This is a genomic window from Mesorhizobium amorphae, from assembly GCF_014843845.1.
Classification (GTDB): domain Bacteria; phylum Pseudomonadota; class Alphaproteobacteria; order Rhizobiales; family Rhizobiaceae; genus Mesorhizobium; species Mesorhizobium amorphae_A.
The window spans coordinates 36,015-57,933 of record NZ_JHQS01000032.1 but is presented as its reverse complement, the minus strand read 5'-3'; the positions used below and the strand labels follow the sequence as shown (position 1 = coordinate 57,933).

The following is a 21,919-nucleotide window of genomic DNA, read 5'->3' as shown; positions in this document are numbered from 1 at the left end:
AGTCGATCGTCCAGGAAGGCCACAAGGCGGTTGCCGCCGGCATGAACCCGATGGACCTGAAGCGCGGTATCGACCTCGCCGTCACCGAAGTCGTCGTGGCGCTCGGCAAGGCCGCCAAGAAGATCAAGACCTCCGAGGAAGTCGCGCAGGTCGGCACGATCTCGGCCAATGGCGACGAGTCGGTCGGCGCCATGATCGCCGAAGCGATGCAGAAGGTCGGCAACGAGGGCGTCATCACCGTCGAGGAAGCCAAGACCGCCGAGACCGAACTCGAAGTCGTCGAAGGCATGCAGTTCGACCGCGGCTACCTGTCGCCCTACTTCGTCACCAACGCCGACAAGATGGTTGCCGATCTCGAGGACGCCTACATCCTGCTCCACGAGAAGAAGCTCTCCAACCTGCAGGCGATGCTGCCGGTCCTCGAGGCCGTCGTGCAGACCTCCAAGCCGCTGCTCATCATCTCGGAAGACGTCGAAGGCGAGGCCCTGGCCACGCTGGTCGTCAACAAGCTGCGTGGCGGCCTGAAGATCGCCGCCGTCAAGGCGCCGGGCTTCGGTGATCGCCGCAAGGCCATGCTGGAAGACATCGCCATCCTCACCGGTGGCCAGGTCATCTCGGAAGACCTCGGCATCAAGCTCGAGAACGTCGGCCTCAACATGCTCGGCCGCGCCAAGAAGGTGTCGATCTCCAAGGAGAACACCACCATCGTCGACGGCGCCGGCAAGAAGGCCGAGATCCAGGGCCGCGTCGCCCAGATCAAGCAGCAGATCGAGGAGACCACCTCGGACTACGACAAGGAGAAGCTGCAGGAACGTCTCGCGAAGCTCGCGGGCGGCGTTGCGGTGATCCGCGTCGGCGGTGCGACAGAAGTCGAAGTCAAGGAAAAGAAGGACCGCGTCGATGACGCCCTCAACGCGACCCGCGCGGCCGTGGAAGAAGGCATTGTCGCTGGCGGTGGCGTGGCGCTGCTGCGCGCTTCGGCCAACCTCAAGGCCACCGGCGCCAACTCCGACCAGGCTGCCGGCATCAACATCGTGCGTCGCGCGCTGCAGGCTCCGGCCCGCCAGATTGCGGCCAACGCCGGTGCGGAAGCTTCGATCGTTGCCGGCAAGATCCTCGACAACAAGGGCGCGACCTTCGGCTACAACGCCCAGACCGGCGAATATGGCGACATGATCGCCATGGGTATCGTCGATCCGGTCAAGGTCGTTCGTACGGCTCTGCAGGACGCGGCCTCGGTCGCCGGCCTGCTGGTCACCACCGAAGCCATGATCGCCGAGGCTCCGAAGAAGGAGTCGGCTGGCGGCGGCATGCCTGGCGGCATGGGCGGCGGCGGCATGGGCGGCATGGGCGGCATGGACTTCTAATCTAGCCAGCTCGCTAGGCTTACGAAAGGGCGGCAGCAATGCCGCCCTTTCTTCATGGGTGAAGTACTGCCGCACTGGCCGACTGTGAGCGCGCGCAGAGATGCATACCTGGCCAAAAACCGAACTTCCTGACCGCGCTGGCCAATGAGCTCAGAGCTAGAATCACGAAACCGCTGTAACCATTTGTTTTTGCGCAATTCCGGTCGGGGGAAACCGACGCCCTGGACCCACGCCTCAGACGGCGGCCTCCGCGCGTTGCCGCGCTTCGCCGGCCAGCACGGCCGACTCGACCAGCGCCGCGACTTCGTCGGCCACGGCCAGCAGCGGGGCGCGATCACGGGTGGCGCGCGCAATCACCATCAGCCCTTCCAGCGAGGATTCGACCAGCAACGCCAAGGCATGCGCACGGCGTTCGGGCACCCCTGCCCTGACGAAGGCCTGCCGCAGCAGGCCGATCCACTGCTCGAAGGCCGAGCGGCACAGTTCGGCCAGTTCCGGCACGTTCGCCGGTGAATCCAGCACCACGGGCGCGATCGGGCAGCCGAGCGTGAATTCATTGTCCTCCAGCATGCGGGCAACCGACTGGTAGATGTGGTGGACGGCCACAGCCGGGCTCGTTTCGGCGGCAAGGTCCTCGCCCAGCCTTTCTGTCACTTTGGCGACGCTGTCACGCGTCACCTCGATGACCAATTGATCCTTGCCGCCCGGAAAATGGAAATAGAGCGAACCGCGCGGTGCGCCGCTAGCGCTCAGTATGTCGTTGAGCGAGGTGCCGTGATAGCCGCGCTGCCCAATCAGCAGCGCCGTTGCCTCGATCATGCGGGTGCGGGTGTCGTTCGCCATGTCAGCCCCTGTCAGGAGAGAGCCATTATAGGCCTTGTTACTAATATGACAATCGGTCTACATAATATGTAGATCGGTCCACATATACGCATTTTTTTCAATCGAACTCTTGGAGGAACCAATGACAATTCGTGAGGCTTCGGCCGAGTGGCAAGGTGCGCTGAAGGAAGGTTCGGGCCGGCTTCGGCTGGGCAGCGGCGTCTTCGAGGGCGCCTACTCCTTCCCGTCGCGTTTCGAAAATGGTCCGGGCACCAATCCGGAAGAACTGATCGCGGCGGCCCATGCCGGCTGCTTCTCGATGGCGCTGAGCGCCATCCTCGGCCGGGAGGGTCATAACCCCCGGAACATCCGCACCACGGCGAAAGTGCATCTCGGCGCGACCGCGGCCGGGCCGACGATCACACGCATCGAACTCGAAACGGAGGCGGAGGTCGCGGAACTCGGGACAGAGGAATTCGAGCGGCTTGCGCAGTCCGCCAAAGCGACATGCCTGGTCTCGCGCGCGCTTGCCGGCGTGGCCGACATCACCCTCAAGGCCGTGCTCGTCGAAGCTCTCGAAGACCAATGAAAACAGGAGAATGACGATGACACACGAGCTCATCATGGACATCGCCGCGAATGATTTGTCCCACCAGACGGCCAAGATCATGCGGTGCTTCAACGACGTGTTCCAACGTCATGACCCGACGGCGCTTGCGGAGCTGGTGGCCGAGGATTGCGTGATCGAGAACACGGTGCCGGCGCCGGACGGCGCGCGGCACGCCGGCAAGGCGGCATGCGTGGCGCTGTGGTCGGTGATCGCCACCCAGCCAGGCACCCGCTTCGACATCGAGGAGACCTTCGTCGCCGGCGATCGGGCAACGATCCGCTGGCGCTATTTCATGACCGACGGCAATTCGCTGCGCGGCGTCAATTTGATGCGCGTAGACGGCGGGCGGATCGTCGAGGCGATGGGCTACGTCAAGGGATAGGTCGACCGCCAATATATGATGTATTCCTAAAATACGAAGGCTCTCGGCGGCGCAAACTAGTAACCTTATCGGCTGAAGAGCAGATGAAGGCGGGCCTTGGCTCGCCTTCTCATTGTCTTGGTCATGCAGGCGACAAAGCCCGTGAACAGACGCTACCGGTCCGCCAGCGCCAGCTTGGCGCCGAGCATGACGAAGGCGCCGGCGAAGGTGCGGCGCATCCAGGTCAGCACCCTCGGCCGCGATACGACATGGCTGCGGATCGAGGCGGCGAAGATGCCGTAGCCGACGAAGACGACGAAGGTCAAAAACATGAAGACGCTCGACAGTTCCAGCATCTTCGACAGCGCGTGCGGTTCGGTGGTGCTGACGAATTGCGGCAGGAAGGCGAAGAAGAAGATCGACAGTTTCGGGTTGAGGATGTTGATCAGGATGCCGGAGGTGATGACCTTGCCGGCCGAGCGCGGTGCGACGTCCTGGTCGACGCTCAGGCCGCCCGTCTCCTTCAGCGTGTTCCAGGCCATGTAGAGCAGATAGGCGACGCCGAGATACTTCAGCGTCTCGAAGGCGATGGCGCTGGTGTGCAGCAGCGCGGCAAGACCGGTGATGGCGGCCGCCATATGCGGGATGATGCCCAGCGTGCAGCCGAAGGCGGCGATGATCGAGGCACGCGCCCCGCGCGACAGGCCGGCGCTTAGCGTGTAGAGAACGCCGGTGCCGGGCGAGGCCACGACGATCAGCGACGTCAACAGGAATTCGATGCTCACGACTTGCTCCTCCGGCACCCGGCCCGGCGGCAAGGTACCGGGCAAGAACGCACTACACAAGCTATGGGCTCACGCCGATGCGCTCACGCTGTCGCGGTTCGCAAGCGCGTCCAAAATCGATCAGCGGCGCATAAGCAGGAGAACTGCCGCCAAAGCCGTCAACGACAGCGTCACACTGGCGACTATGTAGCCGATGGCTGCCAGATGCTGGCCGCGTTCCCATAGCGTCACGGCGTCGAGCGAGAAGGTCGAGAAGGTCGTAAAGCCGCCGATGATACCTGTCGTCAGGAACAACCTGACGTCGTCCCCGCCGATCTCGAACAATGCGAACAGGCTAACGACAAGGCCCATCAGGGCCGATCCGACGATGTTGATGGAAAGCGTTCCGAAGGGAAAGTTGGCACCGAGCAGTCGCAGCGACAGAAGCCCGACGCCGTAGCGGAGAGCGCCACCGATACCTGATCCGATGAACACGACGAAAAATCCCATGACAGCCTCCTGCGCGCCCGAAGGGCGTTCGTCAGCAGGCGTCATCAGCATCAGCGCGGTTATCAGGGAGACACCATTCCCGAGCGCTATATGGCAAGGACTTGCATTGCAGGCAAGGCCTGCCTTGTAGAACCCAGCCTTTGCCCCGCCACATCCCACGGTGAGCGACCGACAGCCCCTACAGTGACAGCCCGTGCGCCTTGCGCGCCATCAGGCAGTCGTCGCCGCCGGGCATGCAGGCGCGGCAGACGTCGGGGCGGACGTCATAGATGCCGCAAGCGGTATGCTTGCCGACCTCGCCGGACAGAGCCGAACAGCGCACGCCGTCGCAGCGCATACCGGATTCGTCGGCAGCGACGAATTTCTGCGGAATGCGGTCGAGCTGCGCATCGTCCTCGGTGGAAAAGCGCGGCCATTCGGCTGAATAGGAGCAGCAGGCGCCGCAGGCCTGGCAGTCGAACAGGGCCGCACCGGCCCCTTGCTCTAGCGGTGAAAAGTCCGCGGCTGCCGCCAGGGCAAGCAGGCCCGGCGCGACAGGATCGCGGTTGGCATTTCGCGGCAAGGCGCTATTTCTTCTTGGCCGTCTTCCGGGGCGCATCCGCTGGCGACTTGAACAGATCGGTTGCGACCGGTTCGTCGGCCTTCGGCGCGGCAGCCGGCTTGGCCGGCTTGGCGGTGGCGGCCGGCGCTGCCGGCTGGTCCTTGGCGGAAAATTTTATGGCCATGTCAGTCCTCGTCAGAGAAACGCGATGACGGCGCGCGCGGATTGCGCAGGCGGCCGATCAGCGCCGACACCGCCGTGATGTTCATTTCCTCGGGCGACCAGTTCCTGGCGTCCTCGATGTGATGCGGCGCCAGTTCGCGATGCGTGCTGCCGCTGTAGGCGGCATCCTGATGGGTCACCCGTTCGCGCGTCTTGGCGTCCTCGCGGACATATTCGACCAGATAGTTCGGGGCTTCGGCGCGGCCGCGCACACCGACGCGCACCTGGGCGTCGCCATGGGCGCGCCTGCAGCGTTCCAGCTTTTCCAGCACGCGCCGGACATATTCGACCGGCTTGTCGAGAAGTTCGACCATGTCGGCAATGGTGGCGTCGCCGGCGATCGGCGTTGGCGGCACGCGCTTGGTGGCCATCAGCGTTTGCCCGCGCGCTTCGGCATGCTGGTCTGAGCGAGGGCAGCCGCCCTCTCGTCGGCCTCTTTTTCCAGGCGCAGTTCGCGCAGCCGCGCGGTCTTGGCTTCCCGGGCATCGCTGACGGCATCCCGTTCGGAGATGATGCGATTGAGCGACATCGACTGCGTCCGGGTCTTGCTGAAAAGCGACTCGGCCTGATCGCCTGATGTCTTTGAAGTGAGGGACATCTTTCTTCTTCCTGGTTCTGGGGATCCACGTTGGCGCGAGGTGCTTAGCACATACCAAGGGACCTGCGGCGCACAATTCACAGCCAGAAACGAAAAAGGCCAGGCATTTGCCTGACCCTCCTTCGCCATCTACCGATGCCAGTACATCCGTGGTCACCGGGAAGGCTGAATTCCGTTTTAGGCAGCCTGAAGCTGATCGGCGGACATCTTGCCCGACTTGTTGTCGCGGACCATCTCGTAGCCAAGCTTCTGGCCTTCGACGATGGTGCGCATTCCGGCACGCTCGACGGCCGAAACATGGACGAAAACGTCGGCCGAACCGTCGTCAGGCTGAATAAAGCCAAAGCCCTTGGTGGCGTTGAACCATTTTACTGTGCCAGTGCTCATAACGAACCCTTTCCATGGCAAATATTCGTTCACCGTCATGCGAATGCACAACAGCGTTTGTCTCGATTTTTGATGGGAGGAAGTTCGTCAAAGGCGCGCATTGCGCGCGGATAACAAAAGTCGGGCAAACAAATATCGACAAACTTCTAGTAGACTTCTTTTGCCGCCATGTCAAATTTCTTGTTTTGGCGACGACAGCCGAAACGCCGCATGGCTGCCGGGCAAGGCACGACGAAGCCCCTTTTCCCGTTGCGTCCGGGATGCAAAAACCGCCAAGGGCCAGATTGAAAAAAAAATCGCAACGGGCGGGAACCATTCTGGCACCGGCGCATTTTGATACGGTCAGCAATTCATGAGAGCAATCTTGGAAAGGCTGACAAAAAAGGACGCCTCCCGCGCGATAAAAGGCGCGAGGGGCGTTCTTGTATTTGGGGCTTTCAAAATCGTTCACATTATCACGCTCATCAGCGGCAGGATTTCGTAGCGAAAGCCCTGCCCCGAACGCACCACCGGGTCGGCATCGGTCAACGCCCTTGCCTCGGCCTCGGTGTCGACGCGCAGGATGGCGAGGCCCCAGGGCCCGGCCGGGTCGGCGACCGGACCAGCCAGCATCATGGTGCCCTCGGCCAGCTTGCCGCGCAGATAGTCGGCATGCCGGTCCATCAGCGCCCTCTCCTCCTCGGTCAAGGTAAAGGCGAAATCCGGGCGCGGCGGGATCATCCGACAGTGGAATATGCCTGGCGACTTGATGCCAGCTTCGGCGGCAAGGAATGCATTCAGCCAGCCGAGCACTCGCTCCCAGCCGGAGCCATGATCGCGGCATGCGTCCTGACGTGCGCCAAAGCCTTCGTGGCGCAGCGTCAGCCGCGTTCCAGTCTCGACCGCTTCGAGCGTGTAGGTGACGGTCGTGACATTGTCGCCGTCCCACGGCGCTTTCCAGGTCATCACCAGACGATGCGGCGGCTCGACCTCGAGATATTCGCCCTGGACATGGAATTCATGGCCGTCGGCGCCCTTGCCTTCCGAATACCAGGCGCCGCCCGGCCTGACATCGGCGGTATGCCTGGTCGTCCGGTAAAGCGCGTCCGAACCCCACCAGAGCGGGATCTGGTCCTCGGCGGTGAGCGCGCGAAACACCCGGTCGGGCGGCACCGCGATCGTCACCGTGGCAAGGATGGTGCCCACCGAGACGTCGGCGACTGCACGCGGCCCGTCGTTGCTGGCCATCATTCGTTCTCCAGATAGGATTTCAGATTGCCGAGGCTTGCCTGCCAGAAATCGCGATAGGGCAAGATCCAGTCGGCGACGTTCTTCAGCTCCGCCGGCTCCAGCCGGTAGAGCCGCTCGCGGCCATGTTTCTGCTCGGAGACGACGCGCAATTCGCGCAGGATCCTGAGATGCTTGGAGATCGCCGGCCGGCTCTGCGAAAAGGCCGAGGCGAGTTCGTTGACCGGCGCCGGGCCATGCCGCAAACGATCCAGGATGGCGCGGCGCGTCGGATCGGCGATGGCGCGGAAAACGGAACGATCGGATTCAGCCTGCGGCATAATGCGTATCCATTTGGTTACGTATTTATGCCGATTGCGATTGTTCGTCAACAACGCCGCTGCGGGATGAACTCAGCGATTCTCGTCCGGCGATGCTCTCTTGGTCAGTCCTGTTCGTGCGGGCCGGGTTCCGGCCACGTCTCCTTGGCGGCTTCCGCGTACCAGTGCCGCATCGCCGGCGTTGAAAGCACGGCATCGACATAGGCGCGTGTATCCGGCGCCAGTTCGCCGCCATAGGTGTCGAAGCGGGTGACGATCGGCGCATACATGGCATCGGCCGCGTTGAAATGGCCGAACAGGAACGGGCCGCCCTTGCCGTGCTCGGCACGGCATTGCCGCCAGATCGCTTCGATGCGCGCCCGCTGTGCCTCGCCTTCGGCGTCGAGCGGTTTATACGCCTTGGGCCGGCGCAAATTCATCGGCCAGCCATAGCGGACCTCACGAAAGCCGGAATGCATCTCGGTCGCCACCGAGCGGGCCAGCGCGCGGGTGCCGATGTCATCGGGCCAGAGTTTTTTCTCCGGAAACAGGTCGGCGAGATATTCAAGGATGGCAAGGGTTTCCCAGACAATTTTGCCATTGTGATTCAAGACGGGCACCAGCCCGGTCGGCGACACCCTGGCGAGGTTGGCGGCGGTTTCCGGTGTGCGCAGGCGCACGAAGCCTTCCTCGAACGGGATCTCCAGATGCCGCATCGCCACCCAGGGCCGGAGCGACCAGGACGAAAAGCATTTGTTGCCTATGAAGAGTGTGAATTCAGCCATGGTTTCTCCCGACTTGCCTGCGCAGCCAACCCTGCCTGCTTAGCCCGGGAGAAGCCGGGCCGATCCCGAAAATACGACCACTGCCGCCGTCCCGCCAGCGCGCCTCAGAAGCTCAGGCTCTTCGAGAAGGCTTTGGTGAACATCACCTCGCCATGGTCGCCGGTCGCCTCGCCCAGCACGACATCCATGCCGTCACCGGTCACTCGCACCAGCGCGAAGCCGCCCATATAGGCGGCCTTCGGCTTGATGAGGTCGAGCCCGTCGCGCTGGTAGATCATCGGCACCTCGTGCTGATGGCCGTGAAAAATGGCGATGACATTGTAGCCTTTCAGCGCCGAAAGCAGCGCCTGGCGGTCACTCTCGCTCCACCAATGCGGCGCGCCGGCGCCCTCATTGTCGTAAGTCCGCTTGGTCGGATCCCATTTCTCGGTCGAAAAAGTATCCCAACCATAATGCTGGAACAGGATGACCGGGCGGCCGTCGCCGGCATAGGTGGCCAGATCCTGCTTCAGCCATGGCAGGCTGGAGATGGCGCCGTGGCCCGCATCGCCGGCGAAACGATGCGTCTGGATAAGATGCAGGCCGCCCCAGTCCCAGGAATAGCAGTCGGTGTCGACATCGTATTCGGTGGCCGGCACCGGCGGCTTGAAGAAGACGCCGGGGCGGTGATTGACCTCGACATAGTCGCGCATCTCGCGGCGGTACCAGTCGACATGATGCGGCGGCCCGTTCTGGTCGAGGTCGTGATTGCCGAGCCCGACATAGACAGGCATGTGGACGCGGCCGGGGCCGATCCCTTGCTGGTAGCGCTGGCTAAACTGCAGAAGCTGCGTGCCTTCGCTGGGCTGGGTGATCTGGCCGCCGCCATCGTCTGTGATGTCGCCGCCGACGACGAGGCCGAGCGGCGTGCCGATGCGGCTGCCGGCCGAGCGCAGGCCGGTGGCGACGCCGTCGATCTCGGCCGGCCAATCCTTGTCACTGAGGCCGTTCAGCGCGGCGACGTTGCGCAGCAAGGCGGCGTCGGTCTTGCCTTCCTGCTGGCAATTGGGGCTGAGGCCGCTCGCCATGCGGCAGGCATGGACGTCGGCGATGAACAGGAAGGTGGCGTCGATGGGCTGGATGCGCTGCCCGGTCTGGCCGAGCGCCGGGCGCGCAAGGGCGCCGACGGCAGCAACCCCCAGCGCCTGGGCCAAAAAATCGCGCCGGGACAGTAGGCGGGGCGGGAGGCTATACATCATGCGCCGAAATTCAGCACAGCCGGCGCCCGGCCGTCCAGTTCTCCGGCAGCACTTCTCGTCCAAACCATCCATCGACATGGCGCCGCAGGTCTGGCATGTCTTGGCTCCTCAACTTGCGCGAGCGAGGAGGACGCCATGAAAGCTGCACCGATCATGATGATGCTGGCGGCGTTGCTGCCGGCGGGCGTTGCCCATGCTGCCGACTGCGTCGACGCGAAATCCGCCAGGGATGGCTTCGTGCTGGAAAAGCCCGGCATCCGCAGCGAGTTTCGCCCGACGGCCGGCGGCATGGTTGCCGTCGTCAACAAATACGAATCCGAATCGCCGCAGACGCAGTTCCTGTTCAACGGCCTGATCGAGGTGTTTCGCGACAGTGATACCGGTCGGGTGGCGATGATCCCGTTTTCCGATCTGCGAAAACTGTTTCCGCTGAAGACCGGGGCAAAGAGCACGATCGAATTCGTCGAGCTAGCGCCGAAGAAGCAGCCAAAGAGCACCAAGACGCTGACTTTGGTCGTCAAGGGCAAGGAGACGTTCAGCCTGGGCGACTGCAAATACAAGGTACTGGCGGTCAAAGAGACCTTCAAGAATGGGGCCGGCGAGACGCTGGATGCGTTCACTGCGCTCTATGCGCCAGATCTGCAGGCAGCTCTCGCCCGGCGCTACGACGAGGGCACCAGCGCGGAATCGGTGAACGGCTACGAGACGATCAAACCGCTGGCGAAATAGAACGGCGCCCTTCCGCCCCCTCCGGCTTTAGGGCTTTCCCGGCCGCAGCAGCACCCTGCGGCGTCGCTTCGCTCCCGCTCGGCCCAGGGACGACGCGGCTGAATCGGTGCTGCGTTCCAATTCCGCCAGGCAATCGCGCAGTGGGCCGGCATCCTGCGCCGCCTTGGCCATCGACATGGCGCCGGAATAGGCGGCGACCGCCAAGGCAGAGAAGCGATCCGGATCGGTACCCTGTTCCTCGCCCGTTTGCTGATCGGTCCTGACCTTGCCGGCGATCGCCTCGCGCCAGGCGGCAAAGATGCTGGCAAGGGCAACGCGGAAATCCGGATCGGCGAGCGACAATTCATGCGCCAGATTGTTGAGCGGGCAGCCGCGCACGAAACCTTGCTGCTCGAGTTCGGCCGCCACCGCCTCGAACACGGCGCGTATGCCCTCGCGGGCCGATCCCGCCGCCTGCACCGGCGCGATCCAGGTCTCTTCGACGGCCGCAGCCACCCGCTCCTTGATCACCGCCAGGGCCAGCGCCTTCTTGGTCGGGAAGTGGTGATGCAGCGCGCCGCCGGTGACGCCGGCCGCCGCCATCAGGTCGCCGATGCTGGAAGCGTGATAACCGCGCTCCTGAAACGACGCTTCCGCGACATCGAGCACCCTGTTGCGCATGCCTTCGGGGTCGTTGGTGCGTTTTTGAGCCCGCGATCTTGGGCGAGCGGAAATCTCTGCTGACATTTTCAGACGATAGCAGATTGACAAAACAGGACAACCGGTCTGTTTTGTAAACAGGACGATCATCCTGTTTTGGAGAGTGCGCGATGAACCTGCCCCTGAAAGCCCCCGCGACAGCCGGCCTGCTCGCCTCGCCCGTGGTCGAATTGCGGCAGTACACGCTAAGACCCGGCCGGCGCGACACGCTGATCGATGTCTTCGACAGCCGTCTGATCGAGGGCCAGGAAGCGGCCGGCATGACCATCATCGGCCAGTTCCGCGACCTCGACCGGCCCGACATGTTCGTCTGGATGCGCGGCTTTGACGGCATGGACGCGAGGAAAGATGCACTGGCCGCCTTCTATGACGGGCCGGTGTGGGCCGCATGGCGCGACGCCGCCAACGCCACGATGATCGATTCCGACGACGTGCTGCTGCTGAAACCGGCATGGCCGGGCGCCGGCTTCGACCTGTCGGGTTTGCGAAGAGCTGATGGATCTGAGCAGGAAAAACCGAGCGATGACAGCCGCTTGAAGGCCATTGTTGCAATCAAGATACATCATTTGCAGCCTGGCACCGAGGCTGGCTTTGCCGAAAACTTCGAGGCCCGGGCCGTTCCGCTGATCGAAGCGCTCGGCGCAAGGTTGCTCGGCGCCTTCGTCACCGAGCACGCCGAAAACAGCTTTCCCCGCCTGCCAGTGCGATCAGGCGAAAACGTCTTCATCAGCGTCATGGGATTCGACAGCGCCGACGCGCACGCAAATCATGAAGCGACCCTGGCCGCTTCACAGATGTGGCGGACCTTCCACCGGGCAACGGAACCGAACCGCGCCAGACCGACGCAGACCCTGCGGCTTTCACCGACCTCGCAATCGCTGTTGAGCTAGCCCTGCCCTGAACTTGTCGGTGACGGCCGCGGCCACAAGTGCCGGATCCTCCCAGTGCGGATTATGGCCGCAGCCTTCGATGCGGATGAAGTCGGAACCCGGAAGACAGTGCCGCAGCGCTTGCTGATGCGCTTCGCCAAACAGTGGGTCGACTGCACCGGCGATGATCAGCGTTCGCACCTGTACAGCTCGCGCCGCGTCAGTCAGATCCGTGCGACGAATTTCTTCGAGGACCGCGCGCCAGCTCGCCACCGGCATTGTCGAGGCGTCTTTCGCCATGCCGGCGAGAAAGGGTTGGGGCACACCAGGCCGGCAGGCATGCCACCAGTCATAGAAAGGATCGGCCGGCGAGATCGGATCGCGCAGAGCCTGAACGCCGGCGACCAACGGATGATCCGGCGCGAAATCGGGCTTCAACGTGCCGGCCAGGACCACCAGCCCGCCGATGAGCTCCCTATGCCGCGCGGCCAGCGCGATAGCCACCATGGCACCAAGCGAATGGCCGACGAGGACCGGCCGATCGAGCCGCAACTGCCCGATCAGCCCGGCAATGTCGTCGGCGAAGCTGGCAGGCCGGAAGGCTCGCAATCCGGCCTGCGAAGCGCCGTGGCCACGCAAGTCCGGAATGATCAGCCGGCGTCCGGCAAGGTGCGGCGCCAGCAGCGAAAAGCTGCGGCTGGTGTCGGTGAAGCCATGGATGAGCAGCAAGGCCGGCTCGGCGCCGGGGAATTCGACATAGGCCACAGAGAGGCCATCGACATCGGCCATTCGCTTGCGGCCTGCCCAGGCTTGCTGCTCGACCTCGAATTCGACGAAGCTCACAGGCCGAGCTTTTCCTTCACAGCAGCCAGGCCGGGCTTGCCGTCGAAAGTGGTGACGCCGGCGAGCCAGGCGTCGAGACGACCCTTGTTCAGGGTGATCGCCTTCAGTCCGGCCTCTTCAGGCTTCATGCCGTCATTGATCAGATAGCCCATGCCGACATTCTCGAAGTCGACGTCGAAGACAAGATTCTTCAAGAGCTGCCCGACGTTCGGACACTCCTGCACATAGCCCTTGCGCGCCTGCGTCGTCACCGTCGCGGCGCCTAAATTCGGGCCGTAGAACTTGTCGCCGCCGGTCAGATATTTGAAGTCGTACATCGCATTCATCGGATGCGGCGCCCAGGCCTGGAAGACGATGAAATGCTTTTCCTTGATCTGATAGCCGACCTCCGACAGCATGCCGGCTTCGCTGGACTCGACCACCTGCCAGCCATCGAGGCCGAGCGAAGGATCGGCAATGGCATCCATCATCAGCTGGTTCGATCCGGGCTCGATGCCGTACATCTTCTTGCCGAACTTGTCGGCGAATTTGTGCAGGTCGGAGAAGTCCTTGACCCCGGCCTCCCAGACATAGGTGGGCACCGCGAAAGTGTATTTGGCACCTTCGAGATTGACGCGCACATTCTCGACCGAGCCGTCCTTCTTGTAAGGCTCATAATAGACGATGCTGGCGGGATCCCAATAGCCGAGGTAGGCGTCCAGGTCCTTGTTCTTCATGCCCTCATAGATGACGTTAAGGCCGAGCACATCGCTTTTCGCCTGATAGCCGAGGGCGTCGAGCAGGACACTGGCGACCCCAGTCGTGAAAGCGAGATCGTTCCATCCGGGTTCGGCCATGCGTACCGTCCTGCACTGCTCGGTCTCGCCCGCCTGGGCAGCGTGAGAGGCCAGCGCCAGCACGGCTAGACAGACGCCATTCGCAAAGATGCGCAGCATTTCGGTTCTCCTCACCGTATGATATTGACCAGTTGGTCTACTTATTGTCCCATTGGTCAATTGTTGATCTAGATGGACGAAAATGTCAACGTGGTTTTTCGATACATGGATCGATCCGGTGAAACTCAAGCGTCTCAGTGACATACGCCGCAAGGAGCTACGGCAGGCGGCCTTCGCAGTGCTGCAACGCGAGGGCATTGCCGGCGCGACGCTGGAAAAGGTGGCGGCCCATGCTGGTGCCTCGAAGGGCATCGTGCTGCACTATTTCCGCAACAAGCAGGAATTGTTCGAGCACGCGATGCGCGAGGCCAATACCGTCCTGCGCGATGCGGTGATCGCACGGCTTCGCTGGGCACGGACGCCGATGGAGCGTCTGGATGCGGTGGTCGAGGGTAATTTCGAGCCGCATCTGTTCCAGCCTCCACTCTGCCATGCCTGGCTTTCGCTCTGCGCCGAGGTGCCGCGCGACGCGAAGCTGGCGCGTATCCAGAGGGTGATCCACGCGCGCATGCGCTCAAATCTGCTGTCCGGCCTGCGTGGCCTTGCTTCGCCCAGGGAGGCCGAGGACATCGCGCTTGGCGTCACCGCGCTGATTGACGGGCTATGGCTGCGGCTCGCCCTGCGGCCGGGAAGTATGTCGCGCGAACAGGCGATCCGCCAGGTCAAGGGTCATGTGACCGCGCGGTTGGCCATGCGGGAGCCTGTGACCGCCGGCGCGTAGCCTGGCCTGCCGGCCAAGTTTCATACTGTGCGATAGGCGCACGCCTTGACGCTCCCGCCGATCGGCGTTGCCCTCGCCGACTGACGACAGGCGAACGCGCGAGGATCCCATGAGACTTCACGGCAAGCGGGCTCTGGTGACCGGCGGTTCGGACGGGATCGGCCTGGCAATATCAGAGGCTTTCTCACGCGAGGGCGCCGACGTGCTGATCGTCGGCCGCGACGCCGCCAAGCTTGAGGCGGCGCGCCAGACGCTGATTGCATCAAGCAAGGACGGCTCGACGGTCGAAGCCCTGTCGGCCGACCTTTCGACCTCAGCCGGCATCGATGCCATCGCCGCGCATGTGAAACAGGGGCGGCCGCTTGACGTCCTCGTCAACAATGCCGGCGTCGCCTTCCTGGTGCCCTTCGATAGCGTTACAGAAGAGCAATTCCAGCAATCCTTCGCACTCAATGTGACGGCGGCGTTCTTCCTGACACAGCGGCTATTGCCGCGTCTCACTGCTGCCGCCTCCGTCATCAACATCTCGTCCTACTTCGCCAACAAGATGATCCCGAAGCGGCCGTCGAGCCTGTACTCGCTGTCCAAGGGCGCTCTCAACTCACTGACAAAGTCGCTGGCCTTCGAGCTCGGCCCGCGCGGCATCCGCGTCAATGCGATCGCGCCTGGCACGGTCGATACCGCCATGCGACGCAAATCGATCGTCAACCTGCCGGCGGAAGCGCAGGCGGAGCTGAAAGCCTATGTCGAGCGCAGCTATCCGCTCGGCCGCATCGGCCAGACCAGCGATCTCGCCGGCATCGCCGTGTATCTGGCCAGAGACGAGGCGGCGTGGACCAGCGGCGGGATTTTCGCGATCGACGGCGGCTATACGGCGGGGTGAGTATTTTGTTCTTGCGCCTACACCTTCAACCGATTCGCATCGCCACTGCCGCAATCTCCGCTTGAAGCGATTTGTGCAACGCGATACGCCGTTGCCGAATTTCGAGAACCGGAGACCTCCAGTGAGCGCTGAGAAGACCAGAACCGAAACCGATACGTTCGGTCCAATCGAGGTCGCCGCTGACCGTTATTGGGGCGCGCAGGCGCAACGTTCGCTCGGCAATTTCAAGATCGGCTGGGAAAAGCAGCCGGCCTCGATCGTACGCGCCTTGGGCATCGTCAAGCGGGCGGCGGCCGAAGCCAACATGGATTTGAAGCGACTCGACCCGGCGATCGGCAAGGCGATCATCGAAGCGGCGCAAGAGGTTATCGACGGCAAGCTCAACGATCACTTCCCGCTGGTGGTGTGGCAGACCGGCTCGGGCACGCAGTCCAACATGAACGCCAATGAGGTGATCTCCAACCGGGCGATCGAACTTCTGGGCGGCACTATGGGCTCGAAGAAGCCGGTGCATCCCAATGACCACGTCAATATGAGCCAGTCGTCGAACGACACCTATCCGACGGCCATGCATATCGCCTGCGCCGAGCGCATCGTCCACGATCTGCTGCCGGCGCTGAAGCACCTGCACGCAGCGCTCGAGGCCAAGTCCAAGGCGTTCTCCCACATCATCAAGATCGGCCGCACGCACACGCAGGACGCGACGCCGCTGACGCTGGGCCAGGAATTCTCGGGCTATGCGGCGCAGGTCGCCTCGTCGATCAAGCGCATCGAGATGACGCTGCCCGGCTTGCAGGAACTGGCGCAAGGCGGCACCGCCGTCGGCACCGGCCTCAACGCCCCGGTCGGCTTCGCCGAGAAGGTGGCGGAGCGCATCGCCGCCATCACCGGCATCGGCTTCGTCACCGCGCCGAACAAGTTCGAGGCACTCGCCGCCCACGATTCCATGGTGTTCTCGCACGGTGCCATCAACGCGGCGGCCGCGGCGCTGTTCAAGATCGCCAACGACATCCGATTCCTCGGCTCCGGCCCGCGTTCGGGGCTCGGCGAACTGTCGCTGCCGGAAAACGAGCCGGGCTCCTCGATCATGCCGGGCAAGGTCAACCCGACCCAGTGCGAGGCGCTGACGCAGGTCTGCGTGCAGGTGTTCGGCAACAATGCAGCACTCACCTTCGCCGGCAGCCAGGGCCATTTCGAGCTCAACGTCTACAATCCGCTGATGGCCTACAACTTCCTGCAATCGGTGCAGCTGCTGGCCGACGCCTCGGTCTCCTTCACCGACAATTGCGTCGTCGGCATCGAAGCGCGGGAAGACAACATCAAGGCAGCGCTCGACCGCTCGCTGATGCTGGTGACGGCACTCGCGCCCACCATCGGCTACGACAATGCCGCCAAGATCGCCAAGACCGCGCACAAGAAGGGCACCACGCTTCGCGAGGAAGCCTTGGCCACCGGGCTGGTCAGCGAGGCCGACTATGACCGGCTGGTGCGGCCGGAGGACATGACCCATCCGGGGTAAGTTAGTATCACCGATGTAACCTTGTGAACGATCTGTCGCCAGATTGACATCTTTGGTGAACAGTCGGGCTGCTCTATCTGGAGGGGCATCATCCCAAGCCCCTGGAGAGTCACCATGTCCATCAACACTTCCGCCGCCGGTTCCGGCGCTGCTTCCAGCGCCTCGACCTCGTTCCTGCTTGGCCGCGTTCTGCTTGCGGCAATCTTCCTCCTGTCCGGTTTCGGCAAGCTGACCGCGATCGCCGGCACCGCCGGCTATTTCGGCAGCCTCGGCCTGCCGCTGCCGACCGTAACCGCCATTGTGGTCGGCCTCATCGAACTGCTCGGCGGCCTCGCCATCCTCGTTGGTTTCCAGACCCGGATCGTCGCCTGGGTGCTGGCGATCTTCACGGTCGCCACCGGGCTGGTCGCCCATATGAATTGGGCCGATCAGATGCAGATGATCAGCTTCCTGAAGAATCTGGCGATTGCCGGCGGCTTCATTGTGCTGGCTTCCTCCGGTGCCGGCGCCTATTCGATCGACGCCAAGCGCGGCTGAGCCATTTCCGGATACCATGAGAAAGGCGGCGCGGAATTTTCCGCGCTGCTTTTTCGTTGTCGATCCAGGCGCCCGGATTACCGATTCCTGCTAGGATCGGGTAGTCGGGATAGTCGGCCGACGACGACGGAGGTCTCCATGCCCCGCAACGCGCTGCTTCTCTTGTCCCGGCTGTTGCTCGCAGCTTTGTTCGTGCCGTCCGGCTTCCAGGCGCTGGTCAACATTTCCGGCACGACAGACTATTTCGCAGGTCTCGGCCTGCCGCTGCCGATGCTCGCCGCCTGGGGAACCGGCCTGTTCGAACTGATCGCCGGGCTTATGATCCTGGTCGGCTTGCAGACGCGGATCGCGGCGCTGCTGCTCGCCGCGTTCTGCATCGCCGCCGGCTTCATCGGTCATTACGGCCAGGGCGCCGACGACGCGACGCTTGCCTTCCTGCACCAGCAGATGCTGATGAAGGACATCGCGATTGCTGGCGGCTTCCTGGCGCTGGCGATGGCCGGCGCCGGCGCCTGGGCGATCGACGGAAGGAGCTTCGGCATCGGCGCTGACGCCACCTGATTCTAGTTGACGGCCTATTTCACCGAAATGCTTGGGCCGCCTTCGACCGCCAGCACCAGCCGGCGTCCGGTGACCCTTGCCAGTTGCGCCAGGCGCCCGGCTGGCCGCTCGCCATAGAGATCGGCGAGCGATGCCGGCAGCACCAGCGCCAGCGCGCCGTTAGGGCGGGGTTCCCATTTCAGCCTGGGCATGACGCCCGGCATCGCCGCCGTCAGCAGATAGACGACGCGCATCATCGCCGCCAGCAGGCGGGCGCGTTCGAGGATGCGCGGCGGCGCCAATGCCTTGATCTCGGGCGCGATCCCCTCGTTGAAGACGCCGTCATGGCGGTAGGCGCCGGCCAGCGCCAGGAAGGCGCGGCCGGGATGGTCGACGCCGATGAAGGAGGCGTGCGCGATGATGTTGAGCGACTGCTTGCCGCGATATTCGGGGTGAGCGCGCCAGCCGATGTCGGCCAGCAGGCAGGCGGCATGGCGGTAGCGCGCCTCGTCCTCGGTTTCGTCGATGCCGAAGGCGGCGAAGGCCTTGCCGGTCCATTCGACCAGCTCATGCGCGTGGTGGACCGAGCGCGAGCGCAGCAGGGCAAGTTCCTCGGCGGCCGAGATCAGCGGGTCGGCCTTCTTCTCGGCCTCGTCCAGCAGCGAATAGAGAAACCCCTCGCGCACGCCGAGCGCCGAGACGACGATCTTCGACGGCTGCATTGCGGCCATGATCTCCTGCAGCACGACGGCGCCGTAAGGCAGCAGCGAGCGGCGGTTCTTGGAGACGCCTTCGATGCCCCTGACCTTTTCAATCTCGGCTTTCGCCACCTGCTTGAGGAAGGTCTGGGCACTGTCGGCGCTGATCTCGTAATGATGCATGACGCCGAGTGGATAGTTGGTCATCTCCATGTGCAGCCGGGCAAGGTTTCGCCAGGTGCCGCCGACCGCATAGAAGGCCCTGCCCTGCCCGCCCTTGAGCAGCTTTGCCCGCGCCAGGTGCTCGCGCGCGATCTTTGCTGCCTGGGCAAGCGAGTTCTTCGCCATGTCCTGCAGGCGTAGGCCGCCGAGCGGCAGCGTGATACCGTCGCCGATCGCCTCGCCATTGATGTCGATCAATTCCAGGCTGCCGCCGCCAAGGTCACCGGCAATGCCGTTGGCCGGATGGAAGCCCGATATGACGCCGAGTGCCGAGTAATGCGCCTCCTGGCGCCCGCTGAGCACCCGGATCTCGGTCTTCAGCACGTCCTCGGCGCGGTGGATGAAGTCGGGGCCATTCACTGCTTCGCGGGCGGCGGCGGTCGCCAGCACATACATATGCTCTGCGCCGGCCTGGTTCGAGAGCGCGCGAAAGCGGCGGAACTCCTCCATCGAGCGGGTGACCGCTTGGGGGTCGAGCTTGCCGGTCGAGACGATGCCGCGGCCGAGGCCTGCCAGCATCTTTTCGTTGAAAAGCAAGGTCGGCGCGCGCGCCAGCCCCTCATAAACGACAAGACGGATCGAGTTCGAGCCGATGTCGATGATGGACAGCGGTCGGCGATCCTGAAGCCGGCCCTGGGACGCTGAAATCATCCGCTGGTCGCTGCGTTCTTCTTGCGGCGCTTGAACTGTGCGATGCGCTTGGGCGCGTGCGACTTCAGCGCGTCACCCCGTCCGGAAAGGCTCGGATTGGTCATGAAATATTCCTGCGCGTTGAACGGTTCCTCGCCCTCCTCTAGCACGACGCGCCGGGAGGTTCCGTCAGCCAATACGTCGAAACTTTGCTGGTTGTCCATGATGTTGCCCAGCATGATCTGGCCAAGAACCTGTTCATGCACAGTTGGATTGGTGATCGGCACCATGGTCTCGACGCGGCGGTCGAGATTGCGCGGCATCAAGTCGGCCGAGGAGATGTAGAGGATCGCCCCGTCCGAGGGCAGGCCATGGCCATTGCCGAAGCAGTAGATGCGGCTGTGCTCGAGGAAGCGGCCGACGATCGACTTCACCCTGATGTTCTCGGACAGGCCGGGCACCTGCGGCCGCAGGCAGCAGATGCCGCGTACGACGAGATCGATCTCGACGCCGGCACGGCTGGCGTCGTAGAGCGCGTCGATGATGATCGGATCGACGAGCGAATTCATCTTCATCCAGATACGGGCAGGACGGCCTTCCAGCGCATGCTGAACCTCATCCGAAATATGCTTCAGGATGCGCTTGCGCAGCGTAAAGGGCGAGATCGCGAGCCGCATTTCCTCGGCGGGCTCGGCATAGCCGGTGATGAAGTTGAACAGCTGGGCGACGTCGCGGGCGATCGTCGGGTCGGTGGTGAAGAAAGACAGGTCGGTGTAGATGCGCGCGGTGACCGGATGGTAGTTGCCGGTGCCGAGATGCACATAGTTACGCAGCTTGCCGTCCTCGCGCCGCACCACCAGCGACATTTTCGCGTGGGTCTTCAGCTCGAGGAAGCCGAACACGACCTGGACGCCGGCGCGCTCGAGATCGCGGGCCCAGCGGATATTGGCTTCCTCGTCGAAGCGCGCCTTGAGCTCGACAAGGGCGGTCACCGACTTGCCGGCCTCGGCGGCATCGACCAGCGCGCGCACGATCGGGCTGTCGTTTGAGGTGCGGTAGAGCGTCTGCTTGATCGCCACCACTTCCGGATCGGCCATCGCCTGGCGCAGGAACTGCACCACCACGTCGAAGGATTCGTAGGGGTGGTGGACGACGATATCCTTCTCGCGAATGGCGGCGAAACAGTCGCCGCCATGTTCGCGGATGCGCTCGGGAAAGCGCGGATTGTAGGGCATGAATTTGAGGTCATCGCGAGCGACGGCGACGATCTCGGAAATCTGGCTGAGCGCCAAGGGACCGGTCAAGACGCTGATGCGGCTCGACGAGACGCCAAGCTCGCCGGCGACGAAGTCGCGCAATGCCGGCGGCATCAGCATGTCGAACTCGATGCGGATGACCGAGCCGCGGCGGCGGCGCTTCAGCGCCGTCTCGAACAGGCGCACCAGGTCCTCGGACTCCTCCTCGACCTCGATATCGCTGTCTCGGATGATGCGGAACGTGCCGGAGCCCTTGACCTCGTAGCCGGGGAACAGCTTGCCGATATAAAGGCCGACCGCCTCTTCCAGCGGAATGAAACGGACATGGTTCTTGCGGTCCGGCAGGCGGATGAAGCGCTTCAGCGCCACCGGCAGGCGCAAGAGCGCGCTCATCTCCTCGCCATTCTTGCGGTGGCGCAATTGCAGCGCCATCGAGAAGCCGAGGTTGGGAATGAACGGGAACGGGTGCGCCGGGTCGATCGACAGGGGGGTGAGCACGGGAAACACCTGGTCCTGGAAATGCTCTTCCAGCCAGGTCCTCTCGTCCCTGGTCAGCCCATCGCGGGTGATGCTCTCGATGCCTTCCTTGTTGAGCAGCAGCATCAGCGCCGAGAGGCTCTTCTGCTGGTCCTCCTGCAGGCGCTCGACCTCGCGCAGCAGCTGTTCCAGCTGCTGCTCCGGCGTGCGGCCGTCAGGGCTCTTCAGTGCGATGCCCTCGCGCACCTGGCCAGCGAGGCCGGCGACACGGACCATGAAGAACTCGTCGAGATTGGCGGCAGAGATCGACAGGAAGCGGACCCGCTCGAGCAGCGGATGATTCACATTCAGCGATTCCTCGAGAACGCGCCGGTTGAACTGCAGCCAGGAGAACTCACGATTGACGAAACGGTCCGGGTTGCCGCCTTGGGGACTGGCCTTTTCCACGGTGGTGAATTCACTCTGTACCGGCTTCAGTTCGTTCATTTTTCCGCTCTTGCCCCGAATGCACCCGGCTAGAGCGCCGCGCGTCCTTCAGGACGCGCATAGGACGCTCTGCCCAACTCAATGCCACGCACAACCCTTTCCGAAAACCGCAATCGATTTTCAGGGTCATGCGTTAACCGGCTT

General features: G+C 63.4%; 28 protein-coding genes and 1 riboswitch. Of the genes, 11 read left to right on the top strand and 17 right to left on the bottom strand.

Annotated features, from left to right (window positions below; all coding sequences use genetic code 11):
- Positions 1-1,367, top strand: a 1,367-nt coding sequence (gene groL / locus DH08_RS15490; protein WP_192180124.1) for a chaperonin GroEL, incomplete at its 5' end; no start/stop codon positions are given.
- A gap of 234 nt (positions 1,368-1,601) precedes the next feature.
- On the opposite strand, the gene DH08_RS15485 is transcribed toward groL, so the two are convergent.
- Positions 1,602-2,210, bottom strand: a complete 609-nt coding sequence (locus DH08_RS15485; RefSeq protein WP_192180123.1) for a TetR/AcrR family transcriptional regulator — start codon at positions 2,208-2,210, stop codon at positions 1,602-1,604.
- A 121-nt stretch (positions 2,211-2,331) separates the two neighbouring features.
- Between DH08_RS15485 and DH08_RS15480 the strand changes: the two genes are divergently transcribed.
- Both DH08_RS15480 and DH08_RS15475 read left to right on the top strand, forming a co-directional pair.
- The gene (locus DH08_RS15480; protein WP_192180122.1) at positions 2,332-2,778 is read left to right on the top strand and encodes an OsmC family protein; all 447 of its coding nucleotides are present in this window, start codon (positions 2,332-2,334) and stop codon (positions 2,776-2,778) included.
- Between the two features lie 16 nt (positions 2,779-2,794).
- Positions 2,795-3,181 (top strand): nuclear transport factor 2 family protein, encoded by a 387-nt coding sequence (locus DH08_RS15475; RefSeq protein ID WP_192180121.1) that lies wholly within the window; start codon positions 2,795-2,797, stop codon positions 3,179-3,181.
- A gap of 152 nt (positions 3,182-3,333) precedes the next feature.
- Here the strand turns inward: DH08_RS15475 and DH08_RS15470 are convergent, their stop codons facing one another.
- The 7 genes from DH08_RS15470 to DH08_RS15440 all read right to left on the bottom strand — a co-directional run bounded on the left by DH08_RS15470 (position 3,334) and on the right by DH08_RS15440 (position 6,182).
- Positions 3,334-3,945 carry a LysE family transporter gene (locus tag DH08_RS15470; protein WP_192180120.1) on the bottom strand — a complete coding sequence of 204 codons (612 nt, stop codon included), beginning with the start codon at positions 3,943-3,945 and terminating at the stop codon, positions 3,334-3,336.
- Positions 3,946-4,065: 120 nt separating this feature from the next.
- On the bottom strand, positions 4,066-4,434 hold the full coding sequence (gene crcB, locus DH08_RS15465) for a fluoride efflux transporter CrcB (protein ID WP_245451803.1): 369 nt from the start codon (positions 4,432-4,434) through the stop codon (positions 4,066-4,068).
- Between the two features lie 28 nt (positions 4,435-4,462).
- A riboswitch (Fluoride riboswitch) is annotated at positions 4,463-4,524 on the bottom strand.
- Between the two features lie 88 nt (positions 4,525-4,612).
- Positions 4,613-4,996, bottom strand: a complete 384-nt coding sequence (locus DH08_RS15460) for a YkgJ family cysteine cluster protein (RefSeq protein ID WP_246800856.1) — start codon at positions 4,994-4,996, stop codon at positions 4,613-4,615.
- A gap of 4 nt (positions 4,997-5,000) precedes the next feature.
- Positions 5,001-5,159 carry a hypothetical protein gene (locus tag DH08_RS15455; protein WP_192180117.1) on the bottom strand — a complete coding sequence of 53 codons (159 nt, stop codon included), beginning with the start codon at positions 5,157-5,159 and terminating at the stop codon, positions 5,001-5,003.
- A gap of 1 nt (position 5,160) precedes the next feature.
- Positions 5,161-5,568 (bottom strand): hypothetical protein, encoded by a 408-nt coding sequence (locus tag DH08_RS15450; protein WP_192180116.1) that lies wholly within the window; start codon positions 5,566-5,568, stop codon positions 5,161-5,163.
- Entirely contained in the window at positions 5,568-5,795 is a 228-nt protein-coding gene (locus DH08_RS15445) for a hypothetical protein (RefSeq protein WP_192180115.1), read from the bottom strand. The genes DH08_RS15450 and DH08_RS15445 overlap by 1 nt, the downstream gene beginning before the upstream one ends.
- A gap of 177 nt (positions 5,796-5,972) precedes the next feature.
- The gene (locus tag DH08_RS15440; RefSeq protein ID WP_192180114.1) at positions 5,973-6,182 is read right to left on the bottom strand and encodes a cold-shock protein; all 210 of its coding nucleotides are present in this window, start codon (positions 6,180-6,182) and stop codon (positions 5,973-5,975) included.
- Between the two features lie 14 nt (positions 6,183-6,196).
- Between DH08_RS15440 and DH08_RS15435 the strand changes: the two genes are divergently transcribed.
- Positions 6,197-6,538, top strand: a complete 342-nt coding sequence (locus tag DH08_RS15435) for a hypothetical protein (protein ID WP_192180113.1) — start codon at positions 6,197-6,199, stop codon at positions 6,536-6,538.
- Between the two features lie 91 nt (positions 6,539-6,629).
- Here DH08_RS15435 and DH08_RS15430 read toward each other — a convergent pair whose 3' ends face one another.
- The 4 genes from DH08_RS15430 to DH08_RS15415 all read right to left on the bottom strand — a co-directional run bounded on the left by DH08_RS15430 (position 6,630) and on the right by DH08_RS15415 (position 9,731).
- On the bottom strand, positions 6,630-7,409 hold the full coding sequence (locus DH08_RS15430; protein ID WP_192180112.1) for an SRPBCC domain-containing protein: 780 nt from the start codon (positions 7,407-7,409) through the stop codon (positions 6,630-6,632).
- Positions 7,409-7,729, bottom strand: coding sequence for an ArsR/SmtB family transcription factor (locus DH08_RS15425; protein ID WP_192180111.1), 321 nt, complete (start codon positions 7,727-7,729; stop codon positions 7,409-7,411). The genes DH08_RS15430 and DH08_RS15425 overlap by 1 nt, the downstream gene beginning before the upstream one ends.
- Positions 7,730-7,833: 104 nt before the next feature.
- Positions 7,834-8,493 (bottom strand): glutathione S-transferase family protein, encoded by a 660-nt coding sequence (locus tag DH08_RS15420; RefSeq protein ID WP_192180110.1) that lies wholly within the window; start codon positions 8,491-8,493, stop codon positions 7,834-7,836.
- A gap of 104 nt (positions 8,494-8,597) precedes the next feature.
- Complete coding sequence (locus DH08_RS15415) at positions 8,598-9,731, bottom strand: metallophosphoesterase (protein WP_192180109.1); 1,134 nt, start codon at positions 9,729-9,731, stop codon at positions 8,598-8,600.
- A gap of 135 nt (positions 9,732-9,866) precedes the next feature.
- Between DH08_RS15415 and DH08_RS15410 the strand changes: the two genes are divergently transcribed.
- Positions 9,867-10,460 (top strand): hypothetical protein, encoded by a 594-nt coding sequence (locus tag DH08_RS15410; protein WP_192180108.1) that lies wholly within the window; start codon positions 9,867-9,869, stop codon positions 10,458-10,460.
- Between the two features lie 27 nt (positions 10,461-10,487).
- On the opposite strand, the gene DH08_RS15405 is transcribed toward DH08_RS15410, so the two are convergent.
- A complete protein-coding gene (locus DH08_RS15405) occupies positions 10,488-11,120 on the bottom strand; it encodes a TetR/AcrR family transcriptional regulator (RefSeq protein WP_192180107.1) in 633 nt (210 codons plus the stop codon).
- 149 nt (positions 11,121-11,269) lie between these two features.
- On the opposite strand from DH08_RS15405, the gene DH08_RS15400 reads away from it, so the two are divergent.
- Positions 11,270-12,049, top strand: coding sequence for an NIPSNAP family protein (locus DH08_RS15400; RefSeq protein ID WP_192180106.1), 780 nt, complete (start codon positions 11,270-11,272; stop codon positions 12,047-12,049).
- Here the strand turns inward: DH08_RS15400 and DH08_RS15395 are convergent.
- On the bottom strand, positions 12,020-12,871 hold the full coding sequence (locus tag DH08_RS15395) for an alpha/beta fold hydrolase (RefSeq protein WP_192180105.1): 852 nt from the start codon (positions 12,869-12,871) through the stop codon (positions 12,020-12,022). The genes DH08_RS15400 and DH08_RS15395 overlap by 30 nt on opposite strands.
- On the bottom strand, positions 12,868-13,806 hold the full coding sequence (choX, locus tag DH08_RS15390) for a choline ABC transporter substrate-binding protein (protein ID WP_192180104.1): 939 nt from the start codon (positions 13,804-13,806) through the stop codon (positions 12,868-12,870). Before choX ends, DH08_RS15395 begins: the two co-directional genes overlap by 4 nt.
- A gap of 82 nt (positions 13,807-13,888) precedes the next feature.
- Here choX and betI point away from each other — a divergent pair, with 82 nt between their 5' ends.
- The 5 genes from betI (at position 13,889) to DH08_RS15365 (ending at position 18,027) form a co-directional block, all read left to right on the top strand.
- On the top strand, positions 13,889-14,527 hold the full coding sequence (betI, locus tag DH08_RS15385) for a choline-binding transcriptional repressor BetI (RefSeq protein WP_192180103.1): 639 nt from the start codon (positions 13,889-13,891) through the stop codon (positions 14,525-14,527).
- Between the two features lie 109 nt (positions 14,528-14,636).
- The gene (locus DH08_RS15380) at positions 14,637-15,410 is read left to right on the top strand and encodes an SDR family NAD(P)-dependent oxidoreductase (RefSeq protein WP_192180102.1); all 774 of its coding nucleotides are present in this window, start codon (positions 14,637-14,639) and stop codon (positions 15,408-15,410) included.
- A gap of 121 nt (positions 15,411-15,531) precedes the next feature.
- Positions 15,532-16,929 carry a class II fumarate hydratase gene (gene fumC, locus DH08_RS15375; RefSeq protein ID WP_192180101.1) on the top strand — a complete coding sequence of 466 codons (1,398 nt, stop codon included), beginning with the start codon at positions 15,532-15,534 and terminating at the stop codon, positions 16,927-16,929.
- A gap of 114 nt (positions 16,930-17,043) precedes the next feature.
- Positions 17,044-17,466 carry a DoxX family protein gene (locus DH08_RS15370; protein WP_192180100.1) on the top strand — a complete coding sequence of 141 codons (423 nt, stop codon included), beginning with the start codon at positions 17,044-17,046 and terminating at the stop codon, positions 17,464-17,466.
- Positions 17,467-17,604: 138 nt separating this feature from the next.
- Positions 17,605-18,027 carry a DoxX family protein gene (locus tag DH08_RS15365; RefSeq protein WP_192180099.1) on the top strand — a complete coding sequence of 141 codons (423 nt, stop codon included), beginning with the start codon at positions 17,605-17,607 and terminating at the stop codon, positions 18,025-18,027.
- A gap of 14 nt (positions 18,028-18,041) precedes the next feature.
- Here the strand turns inward: DH08_RS15365 and ppx are convergent, their stop codons facing one another.
- A complete protein-coding gene (ppx, locus tag DH08_RS15360) occupies positions 18,042-19,577 on the bottom strand; it encodes an exopolyphosphatase (RefSeq protein ID WP_192180098.1) in 1,536 nt (511 codons plus the stop codon).
- A complete protein-coding gene (locus DH08_RS15355; RefSeq protein ID WP_192180097.1) occupies positions 19,574-21,775 on the bottom strand; it encodes an RNA degradosome polyphosphate kinase in 2,202 nt (733 codons plus the stop codon). The genes ppx and DH08_RS15355 overlap by 4 nt, the downstream gene beginning before the upstream one ends.
- Positions 21,776-21,919: the final 144 nt, after the last annotated feature.

Excerpts from the sequence above, each read along its gene's own strand:
- betI (WP_192180103.1), top strand. The coding sequence starts at position 13,889 with ATGTCAACGTGGTTTTTCGATACATGGATCGATCCGGTGAAACTCAAG.
- crcB (WP_245451803.1), bottom strand. The coding sequence starts at position 4,434 with ATGGGATTTTTCGTCGTGTTCATCGGATCAGGTATCGGTGGCGCTCTC.
- DH08_RS15430 (WP_192180112.1), bottom strand. The coding sequence starts at position 7,409 with ATGGCCAGCAACGACGGGCCGCGTGCAGTCGCCGACGTCTCGGTGGGC.
- DH08_RS15415 (WP_192180109.1), bottom strand. The coding sequence starts at position 9,731 with ATGATGTATAGCCTCCCGCCCCGCCTACTGTCCCGGCGCGATTTTTTG.
- DH08_RS15370 (WP_192180100.1), top strand. The coding sequence starts at position 17,044 with ATGTCCATCAACACTTCCGCCGCCGGTTCCGGCGCTGCTTCCAGCGCC.
- DH08_RS15355 (WP_192180097.1), bottom strand. The coding sequence starts at position 21,775 with ATGAACGAACTGAAGCCGGTACAGAGTGAATTCACCACCGTGGAAAAG.
- DH08_RS15410 (WP_192180108.1), top strand. The coding sequence starts at position 9,867 with ATGAAAGCTGCACCGATCATGATGATGCTGGCGGCGTTGCTGCCGGCG.
- DH08_RS15445 (WP_192180115.1), bottom strand. The coding sequence starts at position 5,795 with ATGTCCCTCACTTCAAAGACATCAGGCGATCAGGCCGAGTCGCTTTTC.
- DH08_RS15485 (WP_192180123.1), bottom strand. The coding sequence starts at position 2,210 with ATGGCGAACGACACCCGCACCCGCATGATCGAGGCAACGGCGCTGCTG.
- DH08_RS15380 (WP_192180102.1), top strand. The coding sequence starts at position 14,637 with ATGAGACTTCACGGCAAGCGGGCTCTGGTGACCGGCGGTTCGGACGGG.
- DH08_RS15440 (WP_192180114.1), bottom strand. The coding sequence starts at position 6,182 with ATGAGCACTGGCACAGTAAAATGGTTCAACGCCACCAAGGGCTTTGGC.
- ppx (WP_192180098.1), bottom strand. The coding sequence starts at position 19,577 with ATGATTTCAGCGTCCCAGGGCCGGCTTCAGGATCGCCGACCGCTGTCC.
- DH08_RS15405 (WP_192180107.1), bottom strand. The coding sequence starts at position 11,120 with ATGCGCAACAGGGTGCTCGATGTCGCGGAAGCGTCGTTTCAGGAGCGC.
- DH08_RS15480 (WP_192180122.1), top strand. The coding sequence starts at position 2,332 with ATGACAATTCGTGAGGCTTCGGCCGAGTGGCAAGGTGCGCTGAAGGAA.
- DH08_RS15450 (WP_192180116.1), bottom strand. The coding sequence starts at position 5,568 with ATGGCCACCAAGCGCGTGCCGCCAACGCCGATCGCCGGCGACGCCACC.
- DH08_RS15435 (WP_192180113.1), top strand. The coding sequence starts at position 6,197 with ATGGCAAATATTCGTTCACCGTCATGCGAATGCACAACAGCGTTTGTC.
- DH08_RS15455 (WP_192180117.1), bottom strand. The coding sequence starts at position 5,159 with ATGGCCATAAAATTTTCCGCCAAGGACCAGCCGGCAGCGCCGGCCGCC.
- DH08_RS15365 (WP_192180099.1), top strand. The coding sequence starts at position 17,605 with ATGCCCCGCAACGCGCTGCTTCTCTTGTCCCGGCTGTTGCTCGCAGCT.
- choX (WP_192180104.1), bottom strand. The coding sequence starts at position 13,806 with ATGCTGCGCATCTTTGCGAATGGCGTCTGTCTAGCCGTGCTGGCGCTG.
- DH08_RS15420 (WP_192180110.1), bottom strand. The coding sequence starts at position 8,493 with ATGGCTGAATTCACACTCTTCATAGGCAACAAATGCTTTTCGTCCTGG.
- DH08_RS15475 (WP_192180121.1), top strand. The coding sequence starts at position 2,795 with ATGACACACGAGCTCATCATGGACATCGCCGCGAATGATTTGTCCCAC.
- DH08_RS15425 (WP_192180111.1), bottom strand. The coding sequence starts at position 7,729 with ATGCCGCAGGCTGAATCCGATCGTTCCGTTTTCCGCGCCATCGCCGAT.
- DH08_RS15400 (WP_192180106.1), top strand. The coding sequence starts at position 11,270 with ATGAACCTGCCCCTGAAAGCCCCCGCGACAGCCGGCCTGCTCGCCTCG.